The following is a 23,811-nucleotide window of genomic DNA, read 5'->3' as shown; positions in this document are numbered from 1 at the left end:
CCTTGGTCGTGAAGTGAGGACTTTGGACCCTTGCGACGCGGTCCGGGGCCACCAACCGACGCAGGGGAGGCCGCTCGTGACCGACAGCAACAACCCCGCCGACGCCTACTCCGTCCGTGACACCCTCTCCCAGCTCCGGCTGCGGGAGTTGCTCGCGGAGGTGCGCGATCGGATCGAGCAGATCATGGACGCCCGCGACCGGATGGACGGCCTGGTCGAGGCGATGCTGACCGTCACCGCCGGACTCGAACTCGACGACACCCTGCGCACGATCGTGCACACCGCCATCACCCTGGTCGGCGCGCGCTACGGCGCGCTGGGCGTGCGCGGCCACGGCCACGAGCTGACCCGGTTCATCTACGAGGGCATCGACGACGCCCTGCGCGCCCGGATCGGGGATCTGCCGCAGGGCCGCGGCGTGCTCGGCGTGCTCATCGACGAGCCCAAGCCCATCCGGCTCGACAACATCGCCGATCATGTGGCCTCGGTCGGCTTTCCGCCGAACCATCCGCCGATGCGCAGCTTTTTGGGCGTGCCGATCCGGATCCGCGACGAGGTGTACGGAAACCTGTACCTCACCGAGAAATTCGACGGTCAGCTGTTCACCGAGGACGACGAGGTGATCGTGCAGGCCCTCGCGGCCGCGGCCGGGGTCGCCATCGACAACGCCCGGCTCTACGAGTCGGCTCGCGCCCGGCAGGCGTGGATCGCCGCCACCCGCGACATCACCACCGAATTCCTCGCGGGCGCGGACTCCGATCGGGTGCTCGCCCATCTGGTCGACTACGCCCGCCGCTTCAGCGGTTCGTCGCACGCCTTCCTCGCGGTCTGCGACGATCCCGACACGCCCGCGCACGAGGTCGTCTCGCTGCGCGTCGATCAATGGGACGGGCCCGGCGCCGATCTGGTCGGGCACGAACTGCCCATGCGCGACACCGGGGTCGGCACCGCCCTGCGCGAGCGCACCACGGTGCGTGTCGACACGCCCGAGGCCGCCGCGCTGGGGGCCGAACTGCCCGAGTGCGGACCGGTCCTGCTGCTGCCGCTCTACACCAGTGAGGCCACCGTCGGCGTACTGGTGACGGCCCGGCCGCGCGACGCCGCGCCCTACGACGACGAAACCCTGGAATTGACAACCGCATTCGCCAATCAGGCCGCCCTGGCCATCCAGCTAGCCTCGGCCCAGGAACGGATGCGCGAACTCGGGGTGCTCACCGACCGCGACCGCATCGCCCGCGATCTGCACGACCACGTCATCCAGCGGCTGTTCGCGATCGGCCTGTCGTTGCAGGGCACCATCCCGCGCAGTCACAAACCCGAAGTGCGCGAACGCATTTCGAACGCGGTCGACCAGTTGCAGGAGGTCGTGCAGGAGATCCGCACCTCCATCTTCGACCTGCACGGCGGCGACCGCCACGTCACCCGGCTGCGGCAGCGGCTCGACGACGCGGTGCATCAGCAGACCGCCGACACCGCGCTGAACGCCTCGTTGCGCATCACCGGCCCGCTGTCGGTGCTCGGCAACGAACTGGCCGATCACGCCGAGGCCGTCGTGCGCGAGGCGGTCAGCAACGCCGCACGGCACTCCGGGGCCGACACGCTGGTCGTCACGATCACCGTCGGCGACGACCTCGACATCGTGGTGGAGGACAACGGCCGCGGCATCCCCGCCGACGTCACCCCGAGCGGGATGCGCAACATGGCCCGCCGCGCCGAACAGTGCGGGGGCACATTCACCGTCTCACCCGCCGCCCTCCCGGGCCCCCGCGGCCCCGGCACCCGATTGCACTGGGCCGTTCCCCTCCGATGAGGGCGGCCCGATGGTCCGGATGGCCCCGATGGTCCCCATCCGCCAGGGACCAACGGCCCCCATCGACACGGCGGAAGTCCATAGCCCTGCCCGGGGACCGGCGGGATGCTCGGGTCATGACGACGAGCGACTCCCCCACGACCACCGCCGTCCCCGACCATCGGACCCTGCTGGCGGTCATGCGACTCGCCGTCCGCGCCCCCTCCGTGCACAACACCCAACCGTGGCGCTGGCGCTTCGACGGCGCCCGGCTGCACCTGTACTCCGACCCGGATCGGGTGCTGGCCGCCGCGGATCCGCACGGCCGTCAGCGCACGATCAGCTGCGGCGCGGCGCTGCATCACGCGCGGACCGCGTTCGCGGCGCGCGGCTGGCACACCGACACCGTCCGGCTGCCCGATCCGGCGCAACCGGATCACTTGGCGGTCATCGACTTTCGGCCCTGGCCCGATCCCCCACCCGGAGTCGTCACCCGCGCCGAGGCGATCGAACGCCGCCGCACCGACCGGTTGCCGATGCTCGCGCCGCATGGCTGGAGCGGTGAATTCGTCTCGGCGCTGCGGCGATTGGCGAACCCGCACGACATCGAATTCGACGTCCTCGGCGACGACGCCCGGCCGCGGCTGGCGGCGGTCTCCGAACACGCCGACGCCGCCCGCCACGACGACCTGATGTACCAGCACGAATTACAGTGGTGGACAGGCAATTCCGAGCCCCCCGAGGGCATCCCGCCAGACGCGCTGGTCTCCCACGCCGAACAGAGCCGCGTCGACGTCGGCCGCGCCTTCCCCGCCGCACAGCATTCGACCCGGCGCGCCGACCTCACCGACGCGGCCCGGCTGGCGGTGTTCAGCACCGAGGAGGACGCGCCGCCGCGGTGGCTGCGCACCGGCGAGGCGCTCTCGGCCGTCCTGCTCGAGGCCACGGCCGCCGGGCTGGCGACCTGCCCGGTCACCCACATCACCGAACTTCCGGCGGGTCGGCGCACGGTGGCGACGCTGCTGCCGCACGAGACCGTGCCGCAGGTCGTGCTGCGGATCGGGACCGCGCCCGAGGGCGAGCAGCCGCCGCCGACGCCGCGTCGCCCGCTGGCGGAGGTGTTCGAGGTACGCTCGAGCTGAGGCCGAGCAGGACGACCGAGGATCACCCCACCTCTTCTCCCGATTGGACGCCTTCCATGATCACCGTGTTCCTCGTCGACGACCACGAAATCGTGCGCCGGGGCCTCCAGGACCTCCTCGACAGCGACCCCGAACTCACCGTCGTCGGCGAGGCCGGGAACGTGGCCGAGGCCCTCGCCCGCATCCCCGCCCTCCGCCCCGACGTGGCCGTCCTCGACGTCCGCCTCCCCGACGGCAACGGCATCGAACTCTGCCGCGAACTCCTCTCCCGCGTCGAGGACCTGCACTGCCTGATCCTCACCTCCTTCACCGACGAACAGGCCATGCTCGACGCCATCCTCGCCGGAGCCAGCGGCTACGTCGTCAAGGACATCAAGGGCATGCAACTCGCCGACGCCATCAAAACCGTCGGCACCGGCCGCTCCCTGCTCGACAACCGCGCCGCCGCCGCCCTCATGGACCGCCTGCGCCGCGCCACCGAACCCGAGGGCCCCCTCGCCACCCTCACCGACCAGGAACGCAAACTCCTCGACCTGCTCGGCGACGGCCTCACCAACCGGCAGATCGCCGAACGCATGTTCCTCGCCGAGAAGACCGTCAAGAACTACGTCTCCCGCCTCCTCGCCAAACTCGGCATGGAACGCCGCACCCAGGCCGCCGTCTACGCCACCAAACTGCACGGGACGCAACAAATTTCGCGGTGAGCGCGGTCAGCGCTTCCGCACGATCGTGATCGGGCAGTCCACCGACTGCGCCAGCGCCGCGCTGGTCGAGCCGAGCAGCATGCCGGTGAACCCGCCGCGCCCGTGGCTGCCGACCACGACCAGCTGAGCGTCCTCGGCCGCCTCGAGCAGGGCGCGAACGGGCCTGTCCGGCACCAGGATTCGGCGCACCGGCACGTCCGGATATTGTTCGGACCACCCCGCCAGGCTCGCCGAGAAGTCGGCGGCCGCCCGCTCGTGCAGCACGTCGTCCCAGCCGATGATCGGCACCTCCCGCCCCATCGCGGCATCGCTCCAGGCGTGCAGCGCGGTGACGCCGACCTTGCGCCGTGACGCCGCCTCGAAGGCCAATTCGATGGCGGGCACGCTGTTCTCGCTGCCGTCCACGCCGACCAGCACCGGTTTGTTCGCGGCCACCGGATCGGTGGGCGACCAGCCGCGCACGACGGTCACCGGGCAGTGCGCGTGCCGGGTGACCGCGGTGCTGACCGAACCGAGCAGCCCGCGCCGCAGCGCGCCGTGCCCGCGGCTGCCGACCACGACCATCGCGGCGACACCGGACTGTTCGAGGAGTACGGGAATGATCGGGTCGAAGGTCACCGCCGTGGTGATCGCGACGGTGTCGGGCGCGGCGGCGCGGGCGACACGGGTGGCCTCGGTGACGATGCGCTCCCCGTCGGCGTGCAGATCGTCGATATTGCTCTCGCTGAGCATGACTCCCGGACCCCACCCCGCCGGGACGTGCACATACACCGAGGCGATCAGGTGCAGGGCGCGGCCGTACAGGGCCGCCTCGGCCGCGGCCCACCCGACCGCGTGATAGGAGACCGCCGATCCGTCGACGGCGGCGACGATCGTATCCGAATCGATCCGCTGCGGGACCCCGTGCTCGGCCATCAGGCCCTCCTCATGATCGGTGTTCCGGGCGACGAATTCCGAACCGATGGAGCAGGTGATCTTCTCCGATGCTAGCGAAAGGGGGCGAGGTCGCCGGAACGCCCGTCACCGGCACGCCGGGTCGCGAACTGCGATAGAGTCGCTCGACCGCCGACCGCACGGAAAGCGACGTCGTGACCGAATCGATCGATTTCCGGATCCTGTTCGAGGCGTCGCCCGCCTTGTATCTGGTGCTGCGGCCGGATCTGCGCATCGCGGCCGTGAGCGACGCCTACGCGCGGGCGACGATGACCGCGCGCGACGAGATCGTCGGGCGGCACGTCTTCGAGGTGTTCCCGGACAATCCGGACGATTCCGCCGCGGAGGGGGTGCGCAACCTGCGGGCGTCGCTGGACCGCGTGGTCCGCGAACGGATCGCCGATTCGATGCCGGTGCAGCGCTACGACATTCGCCGCCCGGACGGCACCTACGAGACCCGCTTCTGGAGTCCGTCCAACTCCCCGGTGTGCGCCGACGACGGCGCGCTGCGGTACATCATCCACCGCGTGGAGGACGTCACCGAATTCGTCCGGCTCCAGAGTTCCGGGGCGGAGCGGCGGCGGATGGAACAGGAGGTCTTCGCCCGCACGCAGGAGGTGGCCGAGGCCAGCCGCCGCCTCAAGGAGGTCAACGCCGAACTGGCCGACCTGTACGCGCGCACCAAGGAATTGGACGAACTCAAGAGCCAGTTCTTCGCCACCGTCAGCCACGAACTGCGCACGCCCTTGACGCTGATCCTGGCCCCGGTACGCAAGCTGCTCGACGCGGCCCCGGCCGGGAATCCCGTCCGCGCGGATCTCGAGCTGATCGCCCGCAACGCCCGGCTGCTGCTGCGGCAGGTGAACAATCTGCTCGCCGCGTCGCGGCTGGAAGCCGGTGCGGTGCAACCGAATTACGCGCGCGTCGACGCCGCCGAACAGGTGCGGCTCGCGACGGCGTTCTTCGAGTCGCTCGCGGTGGACCGGGGCGTGCAGCTGGTGGTGCGCACCGCGCCGGTGCGGGCCGAACTCGATCCCGAACATCTCCAGCAGATCCTGGTGAACCTGTTGTCCAACGCCTTCAAGTTCACCGCGGCGGGCGGCGTCGTGCGGTGCGCGCTGCGGGCGGCGGCGGACCGGCTCGTCGTCGAGATCGCCGACAGCGGACCGGGAATCGACGCCGCGCACCGCGCGCTCGTCTTCGATCGCTTCCGGCAGGTCGACGGCGGCCCGGCCCGTGCGGTCGGCGGCACCGGGCTGGGTCTGAGCATCGTGCGCGATCTGGTCGCCCTGCATCGGGGGACCATCGAGATCGGCGACGCGCCCGAGGGCGGCGCGTTGCTGGTGGTGGACCTGCCGACCCGCGCCCCGGCCGGTACGCCGGTGCGGGCGGACGCCGCGATCCGGCTGTCGGACGAGCCGTCCGCCGAGGCCGTCGCGGTGCTGACCGACCTCGCCCCGACCGTCCCCGACGCGATGCCCGACACCGCCCGGCCGCGCTCACGGCCGCTGGTCGTGGTGATCGAGGACAACGCCGATCTCAACACGCTTGTCCGCCAAGCCCTTTCGGCCCGCTACGAGGTGGCGGCCGCGCTCGACGGGTACGCCGGGCTGGAACTGGCCCACGCGCGCAAACCCGATCTGATCGTCTGCGACATCATGATGCCCCGGCTCAGCGGCGACGACCTGCTGAACCGGGTGCGGGCCGACCCGATCCTGGCGACCACGCCCGTCCTGATCCTCAGCGCCCGCGCCGACGACGCCACCCGGCTGGCGCTGCTGCGCGCGGGCGCCAACGACTATCTGGCGAAACCGTTCGGGCTCGAGGAACTTCAGGCGCGGGTCGACAATCTGGTGAACCTGCGGCTCACCGAGGAACGGCTGCGCGCGCTGGGCATCGCCGGGGAGCGGGAACGGATCGCGCTGGAACTGCACCGCACGGTGACGCGGCGGCTGTTCGCGATCGGCTTGCAGCTCAGCGGGATTCGGTCGATGGCCCGCGTGCCCGTGGTGGGGCAGCGCATCGATGCGGCCGTGGCGGAACTGGATTCGGTGATCGGCGAGATCCACCACACCGTCAACGAACTCGATCCGCCCGCCGCGGACCGGGTCGCCTTCCGGGCGGGTCTGCTCGACCTGTTCGGCCAGTGCGCCGAACATCTGAGGGCGCGGTCGGAGGTGTCGTTCGCGGGAGCGGTCGACGCGCTCGACCGCGAACTCACCGATCCCGTGCACGACGCGGTGCGCGAGCTGATCGCCGACATCGCGCGCCGCGCCACCGCGACGGCCCTGTCGCTGCACGCGACCGTGAGCGCCGCCGATCTGGTCGTCACCGTCGCCGAGACGACCCGCGCGAGCGCGGCGTCCGCGCGGCCGGGCGTCGATCAATTGCTGCCCGGATCGTTGACCGCTCTCGGCGCGACCCTGGCCGTCGCCACGCCCGCGCCCGACACGACGATTTGGACGTGGACGGTGCCGATCAGCAGCGCACGCCGGTGACGGCGAACCGCTCCACCTCCGCGACGTGCCCGCCGGTGGAGACGGCGACGGTGAGCACGCCCGGACAGCCGCCGGGGAACTTCACCGTCGCCGACCACGGCACATCCGTACCACCGGCCGGGGTCGCGGACGCCTCGGCGAGCGGCTGGGCGCGGCCCTGCGTCCGGATCTGCACGCGCAGGCTCTCGTCGACGCCGGTGATCCGGCCGCCGACGGTGATCGGCGAGGTGACCGGCGCGCCGTAGCCGGGTTTGTTCAGCGTCAGCGTGCCGTCCTCGGTGCCGACCACCTCCCACGGCCGGTCCGCGCCCGCGCCGATCCGGACCAGGTGGACGACCGCCGCGGTCACCGTCGTCCCGTTCGGGTTGTCGAATCCGACACTCACCCAGGCCTCGTCGCCGCGCACATCGGTCTTCACGATCTTGTCGATGTCGCCGTAGCCGAGGTAGTCGCCGGTGAACATGCGCGCGGTCGCGCCCGCGTCCAGATGCCACGGCTGGTGTCCACCCGGGTTCGCCTCCCGCTGCCAGTCCACCGCCTCGTCGACACCGTCGAACGGCCACAGCGGCTGATACCCGAAATCCGTTGCGGCGACGGCGGTTTCGGCCGGGGACGGCGCGCCGTCCGCGAGCGGCGCGCCCTCCGCGCTCGACGGCGTGCCGGTGGCCGCCGGTTCGTCGGCCGTGCCGGTCTGCCACACGAGCAGTATCACCGTGGCCACGGCCAGCACGAGCGCGACGAGCACGATGATCCAGGGCACGAGCGAGAACCGTTGCGGTGTGGGACTTTCCGATGTCACGACGACGCGACCAACCTTCAGCTCGTGATGCCCGATGTCGACTGACCAGGATGCCACAAGGCCCCGGACGACCGGAAAACACGTCCCCCATCGTGGTTGGCGCGCGGACCGGCGACGCCGCGCCCGCGGTCGCCCCCATGCTCGGCCACCGCGCGCGGCACCATCGTGATCACGAGGGGGTCAGCGGCGGACCGGGTAGCGCAGATGCACCGCGCGCAGTCCCGACACCACGACCGGATCGTCCAGCACCTGATGGCCGCGGGTGAGCGCGCCGAAGTACGGGATGCCGTCGCCGAACAGCACCGGCGCGAGACTCACGCACACCTCGTCCACCAGGCCGAGATCCAGCGCCTGCTGCGCGACGGTCGTGCTCGCGACGACGACATCCTTGCCGTCGGCGATCTCGAGCGCGCGGGCGATCCCGGCCTCGACGCCGTCCACGAATGTCGTTCGCGGCCAGCGGGATACGTCGTCCGGCGGCTGGTGGGTGACCACCACGACGGGCGCGCCCACCGGATGCCGGTCGCCCCAGCCGTCGGTGATGTCGAACAGATGCCGTCCGCACACGAGCGCACCGGTCTTCCCGAACAGCTCCTCGAGCATCCCGGCGCCGGCGGCGTCGACGTGGAAGGTGACGTTCGGATTGGGCGTCGAGATCGTCACGTCCCCGGCGTCGTACCAGTCGAACAACTCGCCGACCTGGTCGTCCCGGTCGGCGATGAAACCGTCCAGCGACATCGTCATATGGGTGAGCACGCTGCCCATGGCGGGCCTCCTCTGGAATCGGTGGGGTCGGTGTGTCGACCGGGCCGGAGGACGAAACTCATCGGTCCCCGCGGCCCACGACGCCCGGGAAGGACGAATTGCTACCGTACTTAGCGATGGTAAAGAAGTCCGAACCCGGTCGCGGACGCACCGCCGCGGTCATCGTGCTGTTGGGCGCGCTCACCGCGGTCGGGCCGCTCGCGATCGATATGTACGTGCCCGGGTTCCCGCAGATGGGCCGCTCGCTCACCGCGAGCGACACCGGAATCCAGTTGTCGCTCACGGCTTTTCTCGCGGGCATGGTCGTCGGCCAGCTGCTCATCGGGCCGATCAGCGACAGTCTGGGGCGTCGGCGGCTGCTGCTGGGCGGGACCGTGCTGTTCGCGGTGTTGTCGCTGGCGTGCGCGCTCGCGCCGAACATCGTGCTGTTCAACGGGTTCCGGTTCCTGGAAGGGGTCGCGGGCGCCGCCGGGACGGTGCTGGCGCGGGCCGTGCTGACCGACCTGTTCCACGGACCTCGGCTGCCGCGCTACTTCTCGCTGCTGGCCATGGTGCTCGGCGTGGCCCCGGTGATCGCGCCGGTGATCGGGACCGCGATCCTGTCGGCCGGGACGTGGCGCACGGTGTTCGTGGTGCTCGCGGCGTTCGGGGTGGCGTTGTTCGTGGCCGTGCTGGGCACGCTGCCCGAATCGCTGCCGCCCGCCGAACGGCATACCGGCGGCTTCGGCGGCACCTTCCGGGCGATGGGCGGGCTGCTGCGGAACCGGGCCTTCGTCGGGTGCGGACTCACCCTCGGGTTCGCGGCGGCGGCGCTGTTCTCCTACATCGGCAGTTCGAGTTTCGTGTTCCAGGACGTGTACGGCACCTCGGCCGCGTTCTACGGCATGGTCTTCGCGGTCAACGCCGGGGGCATGATGGCCGCGAGCGCCCTCTTCGGCGCACTGTCGCGGCGTTTCGCGGTGCCCGTGCTGCTGGCCGGCTACTGCGCGCTCGCGGCGAGCGCGGCGGCCGTGCACGTGGCGCTGGTGCTCACTGTCGGCGGGAACGCGGCGATCACGTGGGTGTGCCTGTTCTTCACCGTGGCGGGCGTGGGCGGCGTCTTCCCCGCGAGCATGACGCTCGGGCAGACCCTGGGCCGTCCGGCCTCCGGCGCGGCGTCGGCGCTGCTCGGCGGGGCGCAGTTCCTCTTCGGCGCGCTGGCCTCGCCCGTGGCCGGGGCGTTCGGCGGGCACAGCGCGCTGCCCATGGCCGCGGTCATGCTGGTCGTCCTGGCCTGCGGCGCAGCGGCTTTCACGACCCTCGTACCGCTCGGCCGGAATACGGGCGCGGCCGCGGCCGAACTCGAGCGGAGCTGAGCGTCACACCTGCCCGGAGATGCCCGCCGCGTGGCGTAGCTGGGCGAGGGCGTCGGCCTTGTCGTCGCCGCCCACGAGATAGTGCGAGATCGCGAGGCGCACGATCGTCCCCGCGACGATCACCGGATCACCCTGCGGCACAAGCGGTTCCAGATGCGCCCGCATGATCGGGATGACGCGCTCGATCTGCGCGAGGACGTGATCGGGTTCGACGTGGACCATGCGGCTCAGCGAGTACGACTCCTGGAATTCGACGATGAACCGCAGCACCGCGTCCAGCCGCGCCACCCCGGTGTGCCCCTCGGCCGCCGCGCGCAGGCCGTTCTCGATATTGGCCTGCTCGTAGGCGCCGAACGCGGTGAGCAACTCCGCCTTCGAGGAGAACAGCCGGTACAGCGTCGGCCGCGAGATCTTCGCCTGGGCGGCCACATCCGACAGGTTCAGCTTGTCGTACCCCTTGCGGCCGAGCACCTCGAAGGTCGCGCGGAGGATGCGCGCGCGGGTGCTGTCGTCGCGGGTGCCGGAAGTCGAGTCCACTTTACAACCTTTACACACTTTGTAACGAATGTAATACTCGGGTCGTCCGAGAGAAGAGGCATCATGACCGACACGATCGTCTCCGACGACGCCATCGACTTCGACCCGTTCGCCGCGGAATTCCACGACGATCCGTATCCGCTGTACCGCAGGCTCCGCGACGAAGCTCCCGTGTATCACAATGCCCGCTACGGCTTCTGGGCGCTGTCCCGCTACGCCGACGTGGCCCCCGGCATGAAGGATTTCGACGTCTACTCCTCCGGCCGCGGCGTCACCCTGGAACAGGTCCTCGCCCCCGAACCGCCGGAACAGCAAGTGCCGATGATCATTTCGATGGATCCGCCCGAGCACACCCGCATGCGCAAACTGGTGAGCAAGGTCTTCACCCCGCGCGCCATCGCCGAACTGGAACCGATGATCACGGCCACGGTTCACCGCTTCCTGGACCCGCTGCCGGATTCCTTCGACATGGTGGCCGACTTCTCCGACCTGTTCCCCATCGAGGTCATCACGACCATGCTGGGCGTCCCACCCGAGGACCGCGCCCAGCTCCGCGCCTGGCTCACCGCGCCGCTGCAACGCGCGCAGGGCCAGCTGGGTATCGACGAGGAGGGACTGGCCGCGGTCCGCGCGTCCACCGCCTTCTACGCCGGATTGATCGCCGAACGCCGCGCCCGCCCGCGTGACGACATGATCAGCCGCCTGACCGAGGTCGAGGTGGAACGCGACGACGGCACGCTGACCCGACTGACTGATCTCGAAATCCTCGGTTTCACAGCGCTTTTGGCGGGCGCGGGCGCGGAGACCGTCGCCAAGCTGATCGGCATCGCGACGGTCGTCTTCGCCGACCACCTCGACCAGTGGCAAGCCATGCGCGCCGACCGCTCGCTGATCGCCGGGGCGTTCGAGGAGTTGCTCCGCTACGAGGGCCCGGTCCAGTACGACGTCCGCTACACCCTGCGCGACGTGACCCTGCACGACCGCACCATCCCCGCCCACAGCCCCCTCCTGATGCTACTGGCCTGCGCCACCCGTGACCCCCGCATGTTCCCCAACCCCGACCGCTTCGACATCACCCGTCCGTTCACGGGCCACAACCTCGGCTTCGGGTACGGGATTCACCGGTGTCTGGGCGCGGCCTTGGCCCGACTGGAAGGGCGAATCGCGTTGCACGCCATGCTGGATCGGATATCGGAGTTCGAGGTGGATCGGGCCGGGTTGCGGCGGTCCCGGGTGACGAGTGTGGCCGGGTGGACGAATGTGCCGGTGCGGGTGAGGTAGTCCGGGCTACGGTACGTCGATGGCCCGGGTATGGACAGTGACCTCGACGACACCGACGCAGGAGGACGCGATCGCGATCGCGAAAACCGTTGTCGGGGAACGGCTCGCGGCTGGGGGCGAGATCACCGGTCCGTTTTTGTCGGTGTTCTGGCATCTCGGTGAGCTCGGTGAGGGCCAGGAGTGGCGGGTCAACCTGCGCACGTCGGCGGTCCAGCGTGATCGTTTGGCCGCTCGGGTGGGCGAGTTGCATCCGTGGGAGAGTCCGGAGGTTACTGCGACGCCGGTCGAGTGGTGTTCGGAGAGTTACGCGGGGTGGGTCGAGCGGGCTACGACGGACCCTGACAGCGTCTGAAGCTCGACCTCATCTGGCCATTACGCACCGGATCCCCGGTAGGCGAGCGCGGCCACCGCGGCTGACCTCGCTCGTCTCGGGTCAGGACCGTTCGATCATCGCCGTGAACTCCTCGGCGTGGGGCCCGCTGATCTGGTAGGTGACCGTGGCCGGATCCTTGGGCCCGATCTCGGGGGTTGGTCCCGGGATCCACTCGTTCACCAGGTCACGAAATTCGTTGTAGGACAACGCGACCGTGTCCCCTTCCAGATCCGTCGACAGCACCGCGCCGGTGCCGCCCGGCTCGATGCGGGGTTTCCCGACGCGGGGCCACCAGAGCGGGGCGCGCTCACGATCGGCCAGGGCCGCGTACAGGTCCTCCACACCCACCCAGGTCCGACCGTGGTCGGCAGCGATGGCGGCCGCGCGGCGGAACAGCACCACCAGCGTGGGCGCCACCCCGTCGATGGTGACTCGGCATTCGTCGCGCTCGCTCCCCATACCGGTCAGCCTAGGCCGGGATCTCCAGGCCCACACACGTGATCGGCAACGGGGTATCGCCCACCTGATAGATGTGCGGTCCGAACACCTGCTGCCCGTCGTAGAACCCGCCCTCGCAGGTGCAGACCCCGGAGTAGCCCGTGCTCGGATCCAGCACCACATGCACTCGGCCGCGGTGGTCGGACTCGCACTGCGCCGGAGTGACCGCCCCGGACGGACCCGCCGCGAGCCACAACCCCGCTCCGGCCACCGTGGTGACGACCACCGCCCGAGAAATCAACCCTCGCTTCATGTTTCCCCCTTCAGGAATGGTGTGGGAGGTCGGTAGCCGCGCGGACACGCGGTCACCGCGGGCCCAGGCAACGAGGAAAGCGACGAATCACCCCCGCCGATGCACCGGCACCCAGCCCCCCGTTTTTCGGTTACCGACCGTGCGGGCGATCCCCGTCGACCAACCCCCACACCTGATTCGACGCAGCCACGGCCCGGCCGGTTCCCTCCTTCCACCACGGGCCTCGCAAACTCACCATCACCAGGTTGTCGGTGCCCCATGCCAGGATCGGCGGCAGATACACGCACCACCCAGGCCCCAGGAGGAATCCATGGCCGCCGCCGACAGACCCGAGGTCCGCCTCGTCGCCCACTGCCGCCGCTGCCACGGCTGGCTGGTCTCCCCCGCCTCGGTCGCCGAGGGCATCGGCCCCACCTGCGCGGCCCGCGAACGCGCCGACGCCCGCGCGACCGCCGCCAGGACGCTCACCCTGTTCGACATCGGCTGACCAACGCTCAGGGGTGTCACAAAGCGTCCCAGTGCCACGGCTTCGCCACCGCTTCAGGCTCGGCCGGGCTGGCCGCCTACCTGTTTTGCGCCGATCCGGTCTTCTCCGTGTTGACGAACTCTGTTGTCCTGGCGCGCTACTGTCGATGGGTGACGCGCACGCAGTGGACGATTCACGGCGAGAGGCTTGTCGACGAGAACCGGCATATTCGGCTCAGCACGGTCGATGTGGAGCTGCCGGATGGAGTGCGGTTCACACAGTACGTCGCACGGATGCCGCGTTGCGCGATGACCCTGGTGCTCAATGAAGATCGCGAAGCTCTGCTCATGTATCGGCACAGGTTCATCATCGACAAGTGGGTGTGGGAACTGCCCGGTGGCTATGTCGACGGTGCCGAGGATGTGACCGCGGCGACGGCTCGTGAAGTCGAAGAGGAGACGGGTTGGCGGCCGCGATCGATGCGGCACCTCGTCACGTATCAGCCAGCGATCGGAAGTTTGGACCATCCGCAGGAGATCTACTTGGCGACGGGTGCGGAGCCGACAGGCACCGCGCCTGACATCAATGAGGCCGAGGAGATCGCGTGGTTTCCGCTCTCTGAGGCGGTCGCGATGATCGATCGGGGCGAGATCGTCGGGGCGGCAACGGTTGTCGCGGTCTATCGAGCCTGCACGCTCGAACCTCGCTGAACCGCCTCACAACGCCTCCCACCGCCATGGCCTCGCCACCTCACCGCGAAGACACGCGATCCGATGCCTCGCCTGACGGGCGGCCGTTTCGCTCGCCTCGGCGCGACTCAGCGCGAAGCCGACCCATTTGAGCTCTTGGATATCGGCGAGAACACGGAAGCTCGGTTGTGTCGTCAGGTCGTAGCCGCCGTAGGCGTCGACGAATTCCCGGTATGCGGCTTCGGGCACGCGGCTGAAGTCGGTGTAATCCACCGCCAACTGAACGAGGTCCCATTCGGGACGGCCCACCGAAACCTTGTCCAAGTCGAGCAGCGTGGGTACCCCGGAGGGCGGAACGACAAGGTTCCCCTGCCAGGCATCACCATGGATCACGCACGGCGAGACTGGTTGCGGCAGTTCATCATACCGACCACGCAATTCGTCATAGTGCGCCAGCAACCAGCCGCGCTCGGACTCATTCATCACCGCAGCACTGGCAAGTCGCTCCCGCAGGTCTTCGAACGGATGTTGATCCGGCAGCGCGAAGGTCGTCGGCGGAGCCAAGGCGTGCAGCCCACGAAGCACCGACCCGAGCTGTCCCGGCGTCGCCGGACGATGATCCGGAATCAAGTGCCACCAGGTGACCGGATGTTCATCAACCACAACCGGCTGCGGCAACGACGCCACCGGTCGAACGGCCGGTATGGCAGAGTCGTTGAGCCACTGCGCGATTCGCACCTCACGTTCGGCATCGTCCCGAGTCCCGGGCCTTCCGATTCGGGCGACTATGCCACCCGCGAGCCGATAGATGGCGTGCGAGCCCTCACGGATGATCATGCTGCCGTTCACCTCGACACCGACCAGGTGAGCAGCTCTGGCAAGCACTAGTCTCGACGAATTGTTCAGTAGTCCTCCGATGCTCGCCCTCCACGGCCCGAGCTGGTCAAGGTACTACCCTGACAAGCATGGCGATGACCGGTGTCTGGACGGTTACCTCGACGACCCCGACGCGGGAGGATGCGGTGGCGATCGCGAGAACCGCAGTGGGAGAACGGCTTGCGGCGGGCGCGGAGATCACCGGTCCGTACACCTCGATATTCTGGCACCTCGGCGAACTCGGCGAGGGAAACGAATGGCGAGTCAACCTTCGTACCTCTCAGGACACTCGCGATCGCCTGGCAGCTCGAGTGGCCGAGCTGCATCCATGGGAAAGCCCGGAAGTCACAGCGACACAGCTGGATTGGTGTGCGGACAGCTACGCCGAATGGGTCGGTCGCACTACAGCCGACCATCACTAGCCGACGAGCCGATCGCGAGCCGACGGACGAGGTCGGCTGCCCCCACGGCGCCCCTGCTCACACAACGCTGGGCCACCTCCCACACCCGGGCCGAAGGCCGAACCGAGGCGACCTTCTCCGCGAGCCCCGACGCCGTTTCGGCCATGGTCAATGCCGTGGTCGGGTCGCCCGCATCGATGTACGCGTCCGCGAGCCAGGTCAGATACAGCGCCTTATCGCGTGCCCACTGGTCGGGATACGACGACAGCGCCGCGCGAAGGGGCGCGATCGCCTTCTCCGGCTCGTGCAGGACCGACCAGACGCGGCCGGTCATGATGTCGAGCTCCGCGTGATCGACCCAGGCGCACCAAGCCGCGTCGGTCCCGTCGTCGGCCAGAAGCGCGGTGCGAGCCGCGTCGAGCGCCCGCGCAGCGCCTTCGCGGTCTCCGAGGCTCGCCAGCGCCCACGCCCGTCGGGATTCCAAGAGGGCCTTCGCCCTCGGCCTGGCTTCGACACCAATCGTCTCGCAGGCGGAGTCGGCCGCGCGAAGCGCGTCCGTCGAACCGGTCGCGTACGCGATGTGGATGCACGCGTTCGCCACAAGTTCCGGACTGTCGGCTTCCTGTGCCGCGCGGTGACTGTAGGTGTACAAGGTGACGGCGATATCGGTGAATCCCGCGTCGAACGCCGCCCACCCGGATTGTTGAGCCTGCTCGGCAGCGAGTTCCGTCAGAGCCCTACGGACCGACAGAGCGCAGTTCGATCGGCCCAGGATTCGCTCGGTACGTTCGAGCTCTGAGTAGTAGGTGCGGAAGGTGTCACCGCCGCCCAGGTAGCTGTCGATGCCGACGAGTCGCCCGAACCTTCGGCGAAGCTGGTCGACGTCGCCGGCTCCGACTCGGCTCGGTGGATCGGTCACTGTCAGCATGCCGAGCCCGCTCACTGCCAGGAAATTTCGGCGTTTCGTGGCTTCCTCCCGCTCTGCGTCGCGATGGGTCCGCTTCGGATGCAACCCGAGATCTTTCGGTGTCGGGACCTCCAACAGTGCCATGAGCGCCTGCCTTGTCGCACCCCGTGGCCAGGAAATCTCGCCGCATTCGATGCGGCTGATCGCCTGCGCGTCGACCGCTGGCCGCCGTCCCGTGATCCGCTCGATCTGGTCACAGACCAATCCGGCCAGTTCGGCCTGAGTCCAACCACGGGACAGCCGCAAGGTCCTGAGCCGATCGTTCGTCCCCATGTTCTCCCCAATCGAAAGCTGTTGTCTGCCGATAGTTTTGCGCTGTTCTCGAACGCCCCCGAACGGAATGCTGAAGTAGGTCGAGATCGACCGTGACGAAGGGAGCAACGCGAGTACCCAACTGCCACAGCCTATCTCGCGGCAACGCCTCGGGTGCTGAGTTGTTCGAGCTTTCGCCGGATCGTTTCCTACTACTCCGAAAGGATGAGAGTGCATGGTCCATTCATCCCTGCTCGGCCAACTCGCCGCCGACGCCGAACGGGACGAAATACGACAACTCGTTGTGAGTGCGGTCGTACGGTTCGACGGCAAAGTGCTTCTGCTGTGGCGGTGTGCGGACGACGGCTGGGAGCTTCCCAATGGCGAGGTCGAGTCCGGTGAGGACCTTACAGAGGCCGTCATCCGGCAGGTCAGAGAGGCAACCGGCCTACGCGTGACTCGGATAGCGCACTATCTGGGCGATTTCGACTTCGAGTCCGGTCCTGGCAAGATCCGACAGTTCAATTTCACTGTCGACGTCGCGTCGCCGGAACCGATCGTGCTCCGAGAACACGACGCCTACGCCTGGTCGGCGCTCGTAGAGGAACCACCCGTCACCGACGCCGTGCGACAAATTCTTGCGCACTACCGGGAGCGGATGTCCGACAGCTGATCAATATCCACTCATAGACAAGGAGTTTCAATGGGCGCAATAGGTTCGACGCTCGCGCGGCGGGCGCTGGGGCGACAGTTGCAGGAATTGCGGAAACGAGCGGAGGTGAGTCAATTCCAAGCGTCTCGGGTGCTGGGGATTTCCCCGCAGACGATGGGCCGCTTGGAAGATGGGGTTTCCGTCCGTTCGGCCAGTGATCTGTACATGAATGCCCTCTGCGATCACTACGGCGTAACCGATGAGAAGCGCCGGGCCGTCCTGGCGTTGGCGCGGGAGGTACGGAGTACGGCGAGGCACGGCGGCGGGTGGTGGCGGGCGGATATGGATTGCGGCACTGATGATTTCGATCCGCGAAGGGTATTGGAGGATTCCGCTCGGTGTCTGACCGCGTGGCGGATACTGCGGATTCCGACGATCGTGCAGACTCCCGACTACTGCCGCGCGGTCGCGTGGGCCGCTTGGCCCAATCTCCCGACCGAGCGGATCGAGGAGCGCGTGGCGCGATCGCTGAATCGGCGAGGCCGTTTGGACGATCCGGACTTCACGGCCGAAATCATCCTGTCCGAGGCGGCGATTCGTGAGGAGTGGGGCGGGCCCGGCGTGATGGACGAGCAGCGCCGATATCTCGTCGCGGTCGGGCGGCGGCCCAATGTTTCCGTACGGGTGGTTCCGTTCGATGCGCGTAGTCACATCGGCGGGCTGGTCGGCGAGTTCTCGCTGATGGAGTTCCCTATGCTCGCTCATTCGAGGCTCACCGAGCCGCCGATCGTCCACATCGAGGAGTACGCGGGCAACCTCTACCTCGAGCGGCCCGAGGAGATCTGCCGCTACCAGGCGGCGATCGCCGAGCTACGGCGGGCTGCGTTGAACGAATCCGATTCCGGCGCACGGATACTCGCGGCTCTCAGTGGCGGCTACTCGGACTCCGCACCGAGCACGCCGACGATGTAGCTCAGATCGCCCACTCGCAGATCGTCGTCCTCGTTCGTCAGGGATCGAAGGGCGTTGGCGGCGAACAACTCTCGTACCGTGCGCCCCTCCACCGCCCACCCCAACCCCCGCAGATACGCCCCAGCCTCGTTCCGCTCCCCGAAATACCGCACCTTTCCCATATCCGCCTCGAACCCGTGCTCCCGCCAACGTTCGGACAATCGCGTGAGGCTCTGCTTCGTTCTGTCCTCCTCACCGGGTTTCGGGTTGGGGCGGTTTTCGGTGGCGATGCGGCTGCCGGGGGCGCTGAGGTGGGTGATGGTGTCCAGCAGGCGGTCCTGGGCTTCGGGTGGGAGGTAGCCGAGTAGGCCCTCGGCGCTCCAGGCGGTGGGGAGGGTGGGGTCGAAGCCGGTGACGCGGAGGGTGGTGGGCCAGTCGGCGCGCAGGTCGGCGGGGACGGGGTGGTGGTCGGCGGTGGGGGTGGCGCCGAGGGAGGTCAGGGTGCGGGACTTGAATTCGATGACGGCGGGCTGGTCGAGTTCGTACACCACCGTTCCCGCGGGCCACGGCAGGCGGTAGGCGCGGGAATCCAGGCCGGAGGCGAGGATCACGGCCTGGGTGATGCCCGCGCGGGTCGCCGAGAGGAAGAACTCGTCGTAGAAACCGGTGCGCACCTTGGCCGTATCGATCGCGATCTGTTCCACCAGTCCGTCGGGCGCCAGCTCACCGGTCGCGAGCCGGGTGAGGAGGTCGATGCCGACCGCGCGGACGAGCGGCGCGGCGAAGGGGTCGTCGATGCGCGCGGGATCCTGCCGCGTCGCGATCGCGCGCGCCGCCGCGGCCGCCGTGGCGGTCGTGCCGACGCTCGACGCGAGATCCCAGGTGTCGCCGTCGTGTCTGGTCGAAGTCGCATTCCGTCCCGCTGTCGCGTCCATGGGCGGCAATCTACGCCGGGCCACCGACAACTCCCGCCCCGTCTCGAAATCCGCTGCGACGCTGAACGTTCCGATCGAGCCCGTCCGCGATGCATCGACCGCCGAGCCCTCGTCCGCCTTGGCGACGTTCGCAACTTCACAACCCCCGGTCCGCAAAAATCGGCAGTTGCGAGGTGTCTCCGCGGGTTCACCCCCGGGTTAGCGTCCTCCCCGTGAAGAATCATCTGATCCGCCCCCGCCGCTCGGCGGAGCCTTTCCCTCGTGAGGAGCAGTTGGCCTGGCGCATCGCCGAGGTCGCGACCGATCCCGTGGCGGTCGCGCCGGAGGTCGAGGAGATGATCGTCAACCGGATCATCGACAATGCCGCCGTGGCCGCCGCCGCGCTCGTCCGGCGGCCCGTCACCAACGCCCGCGCGCAGGCGGCGGCCCACCCGTACCGGCCGGGCGCGCGGGTGTTCGGGATCGACGGGACGTATTCGCCGGAGTGGGCGGCGTGGGCGAACGGAGTCGCGGTGCGGGAGTTGGACTTCCACGACACCTTCCTCGCCGCGGAGTACTCCCATCCCGGCGACAACATCCCGCCGATCCTGGCCGTGGCCCAGCACGCGGGGCGCTCGGGCCGCGACCTGATCCGCGGGCTCGCGACGGGATACGAGATCCAGATCGATCTGGCGCGCGGAATCTGCCTGCACGAGCACAAGATCGACCACGTCGCCCATCTGGGACCGTCGGCGGCGGCGGGGATCGGCACGCTGCTCGGACTGGACACCGACACCGTGTACCGGGCCGTCGGCCAGGCGTTGCACACCACCACCGCGACCCGGCAGTCCCGCAAGGGCGAGATCTCCAGCTGGAAGGCGTACGCCCCGGCGTTCGCGGGCAAGATGGCCATCGAGGCCGTGGATCGGGCGATGCGCGGCGAGGGCGCGCCGTCGCCGATCTGGGAGGGTGAGGACGGGGTGATCGCGCGGTTGCTGGGCGGTCCGGACGCGGAATACGCTGTGCCGCTTCCCGTTCCGGGCGAGCCGAAACGGGCGATCCTGGACTCCTACACCAAGGAGCATTCCGCGGAGTACCAGAGTCAGGCGGTGATCGATCTGGCGCGCCGCCTGCGAAACCGGATCGGTGATCTCGACCGGATCGCCTCGGTCGTGCTGCACACCAGCCACCACACGCATGTCGTGATCGGCACCGGGTCGAACGATCCGCAGAAGTTCGATCCGCTCGCCTCCCGCGAGACCCTCGATCACTCGGTCATGTACATCTTCGCGGTCGCGTTGCAGGACGGGACCTGGCATCACGAGCGGTCCTACGCACCCGAGCGCGCGCGGCGGCCCGACACGATCGCGTTGTGGCACAAGGTCTCCACCGCCGAGGATCCGGAGTGGACGCGCCGCTACCACGCCACCGATCCCGCCGAGCGGGCGTTCGGGGCGCGCGCCGAGATCACCCTCACCGACGGTGCGGTGATCGTGGACGAACTCGCCGTGGCCGACGCCCATCCACTCGGCGCGCGGCCGTTCGGGCGCGCGCAGTACATCGCCAAGTTCCGCACCCTCGCCGAGGGCGTCATCGCGCCCGCCGAACAGGACCGGTTCCTCGAAACCGCCCAGCGCACAGCCGAACTCACCCCCGCCGACCTGTCCCGGCTCACGTTCACCGTCGCCGAGGACGTACTCGCCCGCGCCCCGCGCCCGCCGGAAGGACTGTTCCGATGACCGGACCACTCGCCGCCCCCACCTCCGCCGCCGACAAGCGCGCCGCGTTCCGCGCGGGCCTGGGGTCGAACCGGATCCAGCGCCTGCCGGGGGCGTTCAATCCCTTGGTGGCCAGGGTGATTCAGGAGATCGGCTTCGAGGGCGTCTACGTCTCCGGCGCGGCGCTGTCGGCGGATCTGGCGCTGCCCGATATCGGCCTGACCACCCTCACCGAGGTCGCCGGGCGGGGACAGCAGATCGCGCGGGTCACGGATCTGCCGGTGCTGATCGACGCCGACACCGGGTTCGGGGAACCGATGAACGCCGCCCGCACCGTCGCCGTCCTCGAGGACGCCGGACTCGCCGGATGCCATCTCGAGGACCAGGTGAATCCGAAACGCTGCGGGCACCTCGACGGCAAGGCGGTGGTGCCGGCCGCCGAGATGGTGCGCCGGATCCGCGCGGCCGTATCCGCCCGCAGGGACCCCGGTTTCGTGGTGTGCGCCCGCACCGACGCCGCCGGAATCGAGGGCGTCGACGCCGCGATCGAGCGGGCGCGGGCCTACGCCGACGCGGGCGCGGATCTGATCTTCACCGAGGCGCTGCGCGACGCCAGCGAGTTCGAGCGGTTCCGGGCGGCGGTCACCACTCCCCTGCTGGCGAACATGACCGAGTTCGGGAAGTCCGACCTGCTGACCGCGCGAACCCTGGAGGCCATCGGCTACAACGCGGTCATCTACCCGGTGACCACGCTGCGGCTCGCCCTGTGGGCGGCGGAGGCCGGGCTGCGCGAGATCCACGAACGGGGCACCCAGGCCGGACTGCTGGACCGGATGCAGACCCGCGACCGGCTCTACGACCTGCTCCGATACGACCGGTACACCGAGTTCGATGCGGAGGTGGCGAATTTCGCCGAAACCTACTCGGGCACAGCAGATTTCAGCCACGGAGGCGAACGATGATCCACAAGGGGTTGACCGGGGTCGTGGTGGACACGACCGCCGTCTCGAAGGTGGTGCCGGAGACCAACTCGCTCACCTACCGCGGTTACCCGGTGCAGGATCTCGCCGCGCACTGCACGTTCGAGCAGGTCGCGTATCTGCTCTGGTACGGCGAGTTGCCCACCGACGCCGAACTGGAACGGTTCTGCCAGCGGGAGCGCGCCGCGCGCCGCGCGGACCGATCGCTGCTGTCGCTGATCGCCAAACTGCCCGACACCTGTCACCCCATGGACGTGGTGCGGACCGCGATCAGTTACCTGGGCGCGGAGGATCCGCTCGAGGACGACAGCTCCCCGGAGGCCAACCGCGCCAAGGCATTACGCATGACGGCGGTGCTGCCGACCATCGTGGCCGCCGATCAGCGGCGTCGGCGTGGCCTGGATCCCCTTGCGCCCCATTCCCATCGGGGGTTCGCCGAGAACTTCCTCACCATGTGTTCCGGTACGCCGCCCGCGCCGGAACTCGTGCGCGCGTTCGAGGTGTCGCTGATCCTCTACGCCGAGCACGGCTTCAACGCCTCCACCTTCGCCGCCCGCGTCGTCACCTCCACGCTGTCCGACATCTACAGCGCCGTCACCGCCGCCATCGGCGCGCTCAAGGGTCCGCTGCACGGCGGCGCCAACGAGGCCGTCATGCGCGACATGCTCGAGATAGGGGACCCCGACCGCGCCGCGGAGTGGTTGCGCGCCAAGCTGTCTCGTAAGGAGAAGGTGATGGGGTTCGGGCATCGGGTCTACCGGGACGGCGATTCGCGGGTGCCGACCATGCGGCGCGCCCTGCACGACATCGCCGCCGCCACCGGCGGGCAGCGGTGGGTGCGCATGGCCGACATCCTCGAACGCACCATGCGCGCCGAGACCGGGATCGAACCCAATCTCGACTTCCCCACCGGCCCGGCGTACCACCTGCTCGGCTTCGATGTCGAGGTGTTCACGCCGATCTTCGTCATGAGCCGGATCACCGGCTGGACCGCGCACATCATCGAGCAGGGGCGGTCCAACGCGCTCATCCGCCCGTTGAGCGAATATGTCGGCGTCCCACAGCGTTCCGTGGTCGGCTAGGCCGAGACGGCCTTGCCGTAGCGGTCCGGATCGATCTGCGCCGCGCGCGCCAGGGTCGCCATCGCCATCTTGACGTGCGCCGCGTCCACGAGCACCCCGTCCACCCCGACCGCGCCGCGGCCGTCGGCCTCGGCCGCGCGGTAGGCGGCCAGATTGCGCTGGGCCAGGGCGATTTCCTCCGGCGTCGGGGAGTAGACCGTGTTCGCCACCTCGATCTGGCTGGGGTGGATCGCCCATTTGCCGGAGTAGCCCAGCAGTGAGGCGCGGCGGGCGTCGCGCTCGTAGCCCGCGAGATCGCCGTAGTCCGGGTAGGGCGCGTCGATGGCGAGCACCCCGGCGATGCGGGCGGCGACGATCACCTTGGCCCGCGCGTAGTGCCAGAAATCGCCCGGATAGTCGCCCAGCGGAACGAAATTCGTGTCCACCCGCGCGCCCTGCGACAGCGAGAAGTCGCCGACGCCGAAGATGAGCGCGTCGACCCGGGGGCTGGCGGCCGCGATCGCCTCCGCGTTGGCCAGCCCCTCCACCTCCTCGATGAGCACCTCGAGCCGGATAGGCCGGGACAGGCCGAGTTTCGTCTCCAGCTGGGTGAGCAGCACGTCCACCCACCACACGTCGCGGGCGGTGCGGGCCTTCGGGACCACGATGGTGTCGAGGTCGCGCCCGGCGCGGGTGACCACCTCGATGATGTCGTCGTGGCACCACTCGGTGTCGAGGCCGTTGATCCGGATCGCGCGGGCGGTGCGGCCCCAATCCAGCTCGGTGAGCGCGGAAATCGCCAGCTCCCGGGAGCGTTCCTTGAGCGCCACCGGGGTGGCGTCCTCGAGATCCAGGAACACCAGATCAGCGCCGCAGGCGGCGGCCTTGGCGAACATGTGCTCGTTCGCGGCCGGGACCGCCAGCTCGGATCGGCGCAGCGGAGTCGTCATCGAATTC

25 protein-coding genes are annotated in these 23,811 nt (G+C 69.2%); 15 read left to right on the top strand and 10 right to left on the bottom strand.

The window, feature by feature from the left end; translation table 11 throughout:
* The first annotated feature begins 76 nt into the window (after window positions 1-76).
* The 3 genes from ACWDSJ_RS00990 (at window position 77) to ACWDSJ_RS00980 (ending at window position 3,635) form a co-directional block, all read left to right on the top strand.
* Window positions 77-1,810, top strand: coding sequence for a GAF domain-containing protein (locus ACWDSJ_RS00990; protein ID WP_450028631.1), 1,734 nt, complete (start codon window positions 77-79; stop codon window positions 1,808-1,810).
* Between the two features lie 116 nt (window positions 1,811-1,926).
* Window positions 1,927-2,931, top strand: coding sequence for an Acg family FMN-binding oxidoreductase (locus tag ACWDSJ_RS00985; protein ID WP_450028630.1), 1,005 nt, complete (start codon window positions 1,927-1,929; stop codon window positions 2,929-2,931).
* A gap of 56 nt (window positions 2,932-2,987) precedes the next feature.
* Window positions 2,988-3,635 (top strand): response regulator transcription factor, encoded by a 648-nt coding sequence (locus tag ACWDSJ_RS00980; protein ID WP_450028629.1) that lies wholly within the window; start codon window positions 2,988-2,990, stop codon window positions 3,633-3,635.
* Between the two features lie 6 nt (window positions 3,636-3,641).
* Here ACWDSJ_RS00980 and ACWDSJ_RS00975 read toward each other — a convergent pair whose 3' ends face one another.
* Window positions 3,642-4,550 (bottom strand): universal stress protein, encoded by a 909-nt coding sequence (locus tag ACWDSJ_RS00975; RefSeq protein ID WP_450028628.1) that lies wholly within the window; start codon window positions 4,548-4,550, stop codon window positions 3,642-3,644.
* 173 nt (window positions 4,551-4,723) lie between these two features.
* Here ACWDSJ_RS00975 and ACWDSJ_RS00970 point away from each other — a divergent pair, with 173 nt between their 5' ends.
* A complete protein-coding gene (locus ACWDSJ_RS00970) occupies window positions 4,724-7,066 on the top strand; it encodes an ATP-binding protein (protein WP_450028627.1) in 2,343 nt (780 codons plus the stop codon).
* Here ACWDSJ_RS00970 and ACWDSJ_RS00965 read toward each other — a convergent pair.
* Both ACWDSJ_RS00965 and ACWDSJ_RS00960 read right to left on the bottom strand, forming a co-directional pair.
* Window positions 7,047-7,865 (bottom strand): hypothetical protein, encoded by an 819-nt coding sequence (locus tag ACWDSJ_RS00965; protein ID WP_450028626.1) that lies wholly within the window; start codon window positions 7,863-7,865, stop codon window positions 7,047-7,049. The genes ACWDSJ_RS00970 and ACWDSJ_RS00965 overlap by 20 nt on opposite strands.
* Before the next feature lie 180 nt (window positions 7,866-8,045).
* A complete protein-coding gene (locus ACWDSJ_RS00960) occupies window positions 8,046-8,630 on the bottom strand; it encodes a dihydrofolate reductase family protein (protein WP_450028625.1) in 585 nt (194 codons plus the stop codon).
* 116 nt (window positions 8,631-8,746) lie between these two features.
* Between ACWDSJ_RS00960 and ACWDSJ_RS00955 the strand changes: the two genes are divergently transcribed.
* Window positions 8,747-9,985 carry a multidrug effflux MFS transporter gene (locus ACWDSJ_RS00955; RefSeq protein ID WP_450028624.1) on the top strand — a complete coding sequence of 413 codons (1,239 nt, stop codon included), beginning with the start codon at window positions 8,747-8,749 and terminating at the stop codon, window positions 9,983-9,985.
* 3 nt (window positions 9,986-9,988) lie between these two features.
* Here the strand turns inward: ACWDSJ_RS00955 and ACWDSJ_RS00950 are convergent, their stop codons facing one another.
* Entirely contained in the window at window positions 9,989-10,522 is a 534-nt protein-coding gene (locus ACWDSJ_RS00950; RefSeq protein ID WP_450028623.1) for a TetR/AcrR family transcriptional regulator, read from the bottom strand.
* A 63-nt stretch (window positions 10,523-10,585) separates the two neighbouring features.
* On the opposite strand from ACWDSJ_RS00950, the gene ACWDSJ_RS00945 reads away from it, so the two are divergent.
* Window positions 10,586-11,803: a cytochrome P450 gene (locus tag ACWDSJ_RS00945; RefSeq protein WP_450028622.1), complete on the top strand. Its 1,218-nt coding sequence runs from the start codon at window positions 10,586-10,588 to the stop codon at window positions 11,801-11,803.
* Window positions 11,804-11,822: 19 nt separating this feature from the next.
* A complete protein-coding gene (gene cutA, locus ACWDSJ_RS00940; RefSeq protein WP_450028621.1) occupies window positions 11,823-12,155 on the top strand; it encodes a divalent-cation tolerance protein CutA in 333 nt (110 codons plus the stop codon).
* 81 nt (window positions 12,156-12,236) lie between these two features.
* On the opposite strand, the gene ACWDSJ_RS00935 is transcribed toward cutA (ACWDSJ_RS00940), so the two are convergent.
* Together ACWDSJ_RS00935 and ACWDSJ_RS00930 are read right to left on the bottom strand one after the other, a co-directional pair.
* The gene (locus ACWDSJ_RS00935; protein ID WP_450028620.1) at window positions 12,237-12,635 is read right to left on the bottom strand and encodes a hypothetical protein; all 399 of its coding nucleotides are present in this window, start codon (window positions 12,633-12,635) and stop codon (window positions 12,237-12,239) included.
* Window positions 12,636-12,645: 10 nt separating this feature from the next.
* On the bottom strand, window positions 12,646-12,927 hold the full coding sequence (locus tag ACWDSJ_RS00930) for a hypothetical protein (protein WP_450028619.1): 282 nt from the start codon (window positions 12,925-12,927) through the stop codon (window positions 12,646-12,648).
* A 310-nt stretch (window positions 12,928-13,237) separates the two neighbouring features.
* Between ACWDSJ_RS00930 and ACWDSJ_RS00925 the strand changes: the two genes are divergently transcribed.
* Both ACWDSJ_RS00925 and ACWDSJ_RS00920 read left to right on the top strand, forming a co-directional pair.
* Window positions 13,238-13,414, top strand: coding sequence for a DUF6011 domain-containing protein (locus ACWDSJ_RS00925; RefSeq protein WP_450028618.1), 177 nt, complete (start codon window positions 13,238-13,240; stop codon window positions 13,412-13,414).
* Window positions 13,415-13,563: 149 nt separating this feature from the next.
* Complete coding sequence (locus tag ACWDSJ_RS00920) at window positions 13,564-14,103, top strand: NUDIX hydrolase (protein WP_450028617.1); 540 nt, start codon at window positions 13,564-13,566, stop codon at window positions 14,101-14,103.
* Window positions 14,104-14,109: 6 nt separating this feature from the next.
* Here ACWDSJ_RS00920 and ACWDSJ_RS00915 read toward each other — a convergent pair whose 3' ends face one another.
* The gene (locus tag ACWDSJ_RS00915; RefSeq protein WP_450028616.1) at window positions 14,110-14,919 is read right to left on the bottom strand and encodes a phosphotransferase enzyme family protein; all 810 of its coding nucleotides are present in this window, start codon (window positions 14,917-14,919) and stop codon (window positions 14,110-14,112) included.
* Window positions 14,920-15,047: 128 nt separating this feature from the next.
* Between ACWDSJ_RS00915 and cutA (ACWDSJ_RS00910) the strand changes: the two genes are divergently transcribed.
* Complete coding sequence (cutA, locus tag ACWDSJ_RS00910; RefSeq protein ID WP_450028615.1) at window positions 15,048-15,380, top strand: divalent-cation tolerance protein CutA; 333 nt, start codon at window positions 15,048-15,050, stop codon at window positions 15,378-15,380.
* Here the strand turns inward: cutA (ACWDSJ_RS00910) and ACWDSJ_RS00905 are convergent.
* The gene (locus ACWDSJ_RS00905; protein ID WP_450028614.1) at window positions 15,361-16,599 is read right to left on the bottom strand and encodes a helix-turn-helix domain-containing protein; all 1,239 of its coding nucleotides are present in this window, start codon (window positions 16,597-16,599) and stop codon (window positions 15,361-15,363) included. The two genes, cutA (ACWDSJ_RS00910) and ACWDSJ_RS00905, sit on opposite strands and share 20 nt — an antisense overlap.
* Window positions 16,600-16,813: 214 nt before the next feature.
* Here ACWDSJ_RS00905 and ACWDSJ_RS00900 point away from each other — a divergent pair, with 214 nt between their 5' ends.
* Complete coding sequence (locus ACWDSJ_RS00900) at window positions 16,814-17,251, top strand: NUDIX hydrolase (RefSeq protein ID WP_450028613.1); 438 nt, start codon at window positions 16,814-16,816, stop codon at window positions 17,249-17,251.
* 30 nt (window positions 17,252-17,281) lie between these two features.
* Window positions 17,282-18,202 carry a helix-turn-helix domain-containing protein gene (locus tag ACWDSJ_RS00895; protein WP_450028612.1) on the top strand — a complete coding sequence of 307 codons (921 nt, stop codon included), beginning with the start codon at window positions 17,282-17,284 and terminating at the stop codon, window positions 18,200-18,202.
* Here the strand turns inward: ACWDSJ_RS00895 and ACWDSJ_RS00890 are convergent.
* A complete protein-coding gene (locus ACWDSJ_RS00890; RefSeq protein ID WP_450028611.1) occupies window positions 18,166-19,116 on the bottom strand; it encodes a class I SAM-dependent methyltransferase in 951 nt (316 codons plus the stop codon). The genes ACWDSJ_RS00895 and ACWDSJ_RS00890 overlap by 37 nt on opposite strands.
* Window positions 19,117-19,328: 212 nt before the next feature.
* Here ACWDSJ_RS00890 and prpD point away from each other — a divergent pair, with 212 nt between their 5' ends.
* Genes prpD through ACWDSJ_RS00875 form a run of 3 tightly spaced genes read left to right on the top strand, consistent with a single transcriptional unit; the run spans window position 19,329 to window position 22,875 of the window.
* Complete coding sequence (prpD, locus tag ACWDSJ_RS00885) at window positions 19,329-20,834, top strand: 2-methylcitrate dehydratase PrpD (protein ID WP_450028610.1); 1,506 nt, start codon at window positions 19,329-19,331, stop codon at window positions 20,832-20,834.
* On the top strand, window positions 20,831-21,775 hold the full coding sequence (gene prpB / locus ACWDSJ_RS00880; protein ID WP_450028609.1) for a methylisocitrate lyase: 945 nt from the start codon (window positions 20,831-20,833) through the stop codon (window positions 21,773-21,775). Before prpD ends, prpB begins: the two co-directional genes overlap by 4 nt.
* Entirely contained in the window at window positions 21,772-22,875 is a 1,104-nt protein-coding gene (locus tag ACWDSJ_RS00875) for a bifunctional 2-methylcitrate synthase/citrate synthase (RefSeq protein WP_450028608.1), read from the top strand. The genes prpB and ACWDSJ_RS00875 overlap by 4 nt, the downstream gene beginning before the upstream one ends.
* On the opposite strand, the gene ACWDSJ_RS00870 is transcribed toward ACWDSJ_RS00875, so the two are convergent.
* Window positions 22,872-23,804: an HpcH/HpaI aldolase/citrate lyase family protein gene (locus ACWDSJ_RS00870; protein WP_450028607.1), complete on the bottom strand. Its 933-nt coding sequence runs from the start codon at window positions 23,802-23,804 to the stop codon at window positions 22,872-22,874. The two genes, ACWDSJ_RS00875 and ACWDSJ_RS00870, sit on opposite strands and share 4 nt — an antisense overlap.
* Window positions 23,805-23,811: the final 7 nt, after the last annotated feature.

It is taken from the genome of Nocardia sp. NPDC003482 (genome assembly GCF_053588115.1).
The sequence above is the reverse complement of the archived record's forward strand: the minus strand, read 5'-3'. Positions and strand labels throughout refer to the sequence as shown.

Excerpts from the sequence above, each read along its gene's own strand:
- ACWDSJ_RS00985 (WP_450028630.1), top strand. The coding sequence starts at position 1,927 with ATGACGACGAGCGACTCCCCCACGACCACCGCCGTCCCCGACCATCGG.
- ACWDSJ_RS00980 (WP_450028629.1), top strand. The coding sequence starts at position 2,988 with ATGATCACCGTGTTCCTCGTCGACGACCACGAAATCGTGCGCCGGGGC.
- ACWDSJ_RS00975 (WP_450028628.1), bottom strand. The coding sequence starts at position 4,550 with ATGGCCGAGCACGGGGTCCCGCAGCGGATCGATTCGGATACGATCGTC.
- ACWDSJ_RS00960 (WP_450028625.1), bottom strand. The coding sequence starts at position 8,630 with ATGGGCAGCGTGCTCACCCATATGACGATGTCGCTGGACGGTTTCATC.
- ACWDSJ_RS00955 (WP_450028624.1), top strand. The coding sequence starts at position 8,747 with ATGGTAAAGAAGTCCGAACCCGGTCGCGGACGCACCGCCGCGGTCATC.
- ACWDSJ_RS00945 (WP_450028622.1), top strand. The coding sequence starts at position 10,586 with ATGACCGACACGATCGTCTCCGACGACGCCATCGACTTCGACCCGTTC.
- cutA (WP_450028621.1), top strand. The coding sequence starts at position 11,823 with ATGGCCCGGGTATGGACAGTGACCTCGACGACACCGACGCAGGAGGAC.
- ACWDSJ_RS00935 (WP_450028620.1), bottom strand. The coding sequence starts at position 12,635 with ATGGGGAGCGAGCGCGACGAATGCCGAGTCACCATCGACGGGGTGGCG.
- ACWDSJ_RS00930 (WP_450028619.1), bottom strand. The coding sequence starts at position 12,927 with ATGAAGCGAGGGTTGATTTCTCGGGCGGTGGTCGTCACCACGGTGGCC.
- ACWDSJ_RS00925 (WP_450028618.1), top strand. The coding sequence starts at position 13,238 with ATGGCCGCCGCCGACAGACCCGAGGTCCGCCTCGTCGCCCACTGCCGC.
- ACWDSJ_RS00915 (WP_450028616.1), bottom strand. The coding sequence starts at position 14,919 with ATGATCATCCGTGAGGGCTCGCACGCCATCTATCGGCTCGCGGGTGGC.
- cutA (WP_450028615.1), top strand. The coding sequence starts at position 15,048 with ATGGCGATGACCGGTGTCTGGACGGTTACCTCGACGACCCCGACGCGG.
- ACWDSJ_RS00905 (WP_450028614.1), bottom strand. The coding sequence starts at position 16,599 with ATGGGGACGAACGATCGGCTCAGGACCTTGCGGCTGTCCCGTGGTTGG.
- ACWDSJ_RS00900 (WP_450028613.1), top strand. The coding sequence starts at position 16,814 with ATGGTCCATTCATCCCTGCTCGGCCAACTCGCCGCCGACGCCGAACGG.
- ACWDSJ_RS00895 (WP_450028612.1), top strand. The coding sequence starts at position 17,282 with ATGGGCGCAATAGGTTCGACGCTCGCGCGGCGGGCGCTGGGGCGACAG.
- ACWDSJ_RS00890 (WP_450028611.1), bottom strand. The coding sequence starts at position 19,116 with ATGGACGCGACAGCGGGACGGAATGCGACTTCGACCAGACACGACGGC.
- prpB (WP_450028609.1), top strand. The coding sequence starts at position 20,831 with ATGACCGGACCACTCGCCGCCCCCACCTCCGCCGCCGACAAGCGCGCC.
- ACWDSJ_RS00875 (WP_450028608.1), top strand. The coding sequence starts at position 21,772 with ATGATCCACAAGGGGTTGACCGGGGTCGTGGTGGACACGACCGCCGTC.
- ACWDSJ_RS00870 (WP_450028607.1), bottom strand. The coding sequence starts at position 23,804 with ATGACGACTCCGCTGCGCCGATCCGAGCTGGCGGTCCCGGCCGCGAAC.